At 56.0% G+C, this 3,706-nt stretch carries 4 protein-coding genes; 1 reads left to right on the forward strand and 3 read right to left on the reverse strand.

Features of this window, described 5'->3' with window-relative positions; genetic code table 11:
• Positions 1–526 precede the first annotated feature (526 nt).
• The 3 genes from AF337_RS24490 to AF337_RS45585 form a co-directional block, all read right to left on the reverse strand.
• On the reverse strand, positions 527–1,522 hold the full coding sequence (locus AF337_RS24490; protein ID WP_049734194.1) for a tyrosine-type recombinase/integrase: 996 nt from the start codon (positions 1,520–1,522) through the stop codon (positions 527–529).
• Positions 1,519–2,439: a tyrosine-type recombinase/integrase gene (locus AF337_RS24495; RefSeq protein ID WP_049734195.1), complete on the reverse strand. Its 921-nt coding sequence runs from the start codon at positions 2,437–2,439 to the stop codon at positions 1,519–1,521. The genes AF337_RS24490 and AF337_RS24495 overlap by 4 nt, the downstream gene beginning before the upstream one ends.
• Before the next feature lie 75 nt (positions 2,440–2,514).
• The gene (locus AF337_RS45585) at positions 2,515–3,087 is read right to left on the reverse strand and encodes a tyrosine-type recombinase/integrase (RefSeq protein ID WP_342028449.1); all 573 of its coding nucleotides are present in this window, start codon (positions 3,085–3,087) and stop codon (positions 2,515–2,517) included.
• A 294-nt stretch (positions 3,088–3,381) separates the two neighbouring features.
• Here AF337_RS45585 and AF337_RS45590 point away from each other — a divergent pair, with 294 nt between their 5' ends.
• Positions 3,382–3,582, forward strand: coding sequence for a hypothetical protein (locus tag AF337_RS45590; protein WP_244471304.1), 201 nt, complete (start codon positions 3,382–3,384; stop codon positions 3,580–3,582).
• The last annotated feature ends 124 nt before the right edge of the window (positions 3,583–3,706 follow it).

Here is a 3,706-nt window from a genome sequence, read left to right on the forward strand (position 1 = left end):
TCGAACGTGTTGGAAGACCGAGTTTGGACCCAAGTTGGACTTTAGACCAATCAGATTGGGTCAAGCGGGTATAGCCAAGGGACCGGAACATACATCAGCCACGGCGTAGTGTGGCGATTGACCTGAACGAAGACGAATAGAATGACAAGGGGAAACCAGATCAGAGCGGTCCGAACGAGCACCCACTTAGGCATCGCGTCAACTGACTTGTATCGAGTACCTGCGCCAGATGCAAAAACTAGGATGAACCCCGCCGCGACAACAGCGAATGAAATATAATCGGCGATGTCGTAGGCGGTTTTATGCATGTCTTATAAATTGTCCATCGGTAGCTTCCCAAAAGCCTCGGCCGGATGGAAAATTAGCTAGTGACATCACTCCGTACAATCAAAAATTGATCTGCAGGAAATCCATTCCCCTTGTTGGTAAATATCGACTTATAGGCCCATAGCGGCATACCTAAGCTTGTGATGGGCTTAAAATGGCATCGCGGCCTTCACCGCGATGTCATTGGTTCGGGCCGGGATCAAAGTTTGTCGAGAAATGCCAATAACTCGTCGCCAGCCCTGAACAGACCAGGCGATTGTCCGGTGAATGGATCGATCTTGGCTAGAGCGGCTTCCTTGATTGCCAGGTGGGCATGCAAGTAGGGCTGGGTGGAGCGCGTTGATTCGTGACCGAGCCACAATGAGATAACCGTGCTGTCCACACCGGCATCCAACAACTCCATCGCAGCACTATGTCGGAGGACATGGGGCGATATCCGTTTTGACCTTAATGAAGGGCAATTCTCCGACGCCGCCACGACGTATTTTGCGAATAAATACTGAACTGCGTCCGGACTCATCCGCTCCCCATGAACCGTCGGGAAGAGAGCATTGCCGGTCCGCCTCTGGGGTTCATCCAGCCATGCTTTGAGCGTGGCGTTCAGCATTTTAGTGATCGGCGTTGTGCGTTCCTTGCGGCCCTTTCCGAAACACCGGATATACGCTCCCGTGCCAATGGTGACGGCACTTCTATCAAGGCCCACGAGTTCGGAGAGACGCATCCCTGTCTGCACGGCGGTCAATAGCAAGACATAGTCCCGGCGGCCAACCCACGTTCTTCGATCAGGAGCCGAGAGGATCGCTTCGATCTCGTTGCGCGTGAGGAATTGGACCTCCCGCTTCGATCCGATCTTCCCAGGGATCGCAAGCACCCGCTGTATCTGCCCACTATACGCTGGCTCCTCAAACGCCAGGAAGCGGAAAAAGCCGCGAATTGCCGTGAGCCGGAGATTATATGTGGCCGGGCTGGCATGACGCCCGCTGTCCAGATCGTCGAGGAAAGCGACAATCAGTTCCGCATTCAAATCCTCCAATCGAAGGGCTGACGGATATTTGCCCGTTCGACGATGCGCGAACTTCAGGAAAAGCTTGAAGGTATCGCGATAGGAGGCGATGGTGTGGGGGCTCACGTTGCGTTGGCGAGCGAGCCGCTGCCCAAAGAAGCGCTCGATGAGCCGTGGGAGTGGATTGGTCATTCGGCTGCCTCCCATCGTGCGTCGAGTCGAAGTCTTGCCTGGTCCAACAGATCGGGATGCGCTGTAAGGTACCAATAAGTGGCGCTGACGTAATTGTGCCCGAGGTAGGTAGAAAGCTCTGGCAATCGCCGTTCGATGTCTTCGCCGTCCCGATACCAAGACAGCAGTGTTCGAACTGCGAAGGTGTGGCGGAGATCATGAATCCTGGGGCCGTCCCGCTGCTCCGGCTGCCTCAGTCCCGCTCGGCGTGTCCAGAGGATAAAGGAGAAATGCGGATTGGCATGGATCAGAGGTTTGCCAAGGTCGCCGGTGAAGAAGAATTGGCTGGACCGTCTGACCGGATGATCGTCGCGGATTGCCGCGTATCGCCCAAGGGCCAGCGTCGTGCTTGGATGCAAAGGCACGATGCGGGTCTTTCCGAACTTCGTCTCGCGGATCGTCAGCATGCCCGCACCCAGGTCAGCATCCTCACGAAGAAGGCGAGCCGCCTCCGAAAAGCGCAATCCGGTGGATGCAAGCAAGCCGAAGAAGTAGTGATATGTCGGCCCCCGGAAGCTTCCGGGATGGAGATCGAGCATCGACTTCAATAGATGGGCGACCTGTTCGTCTGAATAGATGAATGGGCGCGGTCTTCTTTGTGGTGGAAAGATTTGCGGAGGAGGAATCTCGGTTTGAGGATCGACCACCTGCAAGTGTCGGGCAAAAGCGCGGACCGTCGAGAGGCGCGACGACCACGTCGCGGGCCCGCATTGGTGGCCAGCCCAATCCACCGCAATCTTCGACGTAATCCGCAGTTCGCCATTCGCCTTTGCGTACCGCACGAAATTGCGCAAGCGGCTCTCCTGGGATTTGAGCTTGAAGCCCAGTGACCGTCGTAGAGCGAGATATTCCTGAAGGGCTTCGGACAGGTCCATCATAGAACTCCTCCTGCCCATGGTCGTGACAGAGAGCGCAGACCTTCAATATCGAACTTCGCATATATCCTGGTAGTGTCAGGGTCCTTTGTGACGAAGTAGTTGGGCAAGCTCTGTGAGGCCTACCCCCGACCTGACCGCAATTGTCGCGAAAGTGTGCCTGAATATATGCGCATGGCGTGACCGCGTGCCAGAAACCTTCGCTCGCCTCAGCGCCCTGCCAGCGATCAGGATGACCGGTGTGGCCGTCTTAAATGGCGTACATGGGGTTTGAACTCTATGAAAGATAGTGCGCGAAGCGGATGTCGGACGGCCGTGCAGGATATATTCCGAAATCGCCGCTCCGACATCCTTCGGCATGGGCATGGTCGCAAGCCTTCCACCTTTGCCATGTACGCGAAGGAGGCCTGATCGCCAGTCAATGTCGTCCAGAGAAAGACACGCGACTTCGCTTGCACGCAGACCCAGCCTCGATAGCAGCAAAAGCACAGCATAGTCCCTGCGGCCAGCGATTGTAGACAGATCACATGCCGTGAGAACCGCGTCCAGTTGCCCAAGGCTCATGTAGGCTGGCAGCGTCGAGAACCGTAGGGTCCTCGGACTGGGAACCGCCGGAGAGAGATCGTGTTCCGTAAGTCCAGAAGAATACATGAAGCGGAGTAAGACCCGGAGGTGTGAAAACCAGGTCACAAGGGCGGTGCTCTTTCGTCCCTCAAAGTTGTTCGCCAGATAGAGCCGAACGTCGCTGTGTGTGAAGCCCGAAATTCCGCCCCGTTGGTCTCGAAGTGCCCGAAGAAAGCGCCGGGCAAGCCATAGATGACCCGAGATTGACTGATTTGAATAGCCTCTACGCCGTAGCTCCGCACCGAATAGCTTGGCAATGTCATCGGCTGGGTCGGCTTTCTCGGGTGGTGGACACAGGACACCGGCTCTCACGAGTTCACAGTGCAGGCGTTTAAGTGCGATGCGATTGCCGTGTTGCAAGGTACCCGCAGACAACTGGCTGGAGGCGAACAGTTCTATGTCTCCGAAGTCGAGCCGTTCTGGCTCTCCGCCACAGCGCTTGTTCTGCCATTCGACAAAAGCCCCGATAACCCGGACTGCTCTTACGACGGACTGAAAAGCATAGCCTTCACCAAACATTGAGGCGATTACGGCCTCCACGCTGGCTCTATGTGGCCAATCCTCGATCAGCTTCCAGCGAGTCAATTTCTTAAAAGAAGGTATCATCCTGGGTGTCTCCGCTGCGTTGTGGTTGCGGAGACAGGCT

The organism is Rhizobium ecuadorense (assembly GCF_001187535.1).
GTDB classification, from domain to species: Bacteria; Pseudomonadota; Alphaproteobacteria; order Rhizobiales; family Rhizobiaceae; genus Rhizobium; species Rhizobium ecuadorense.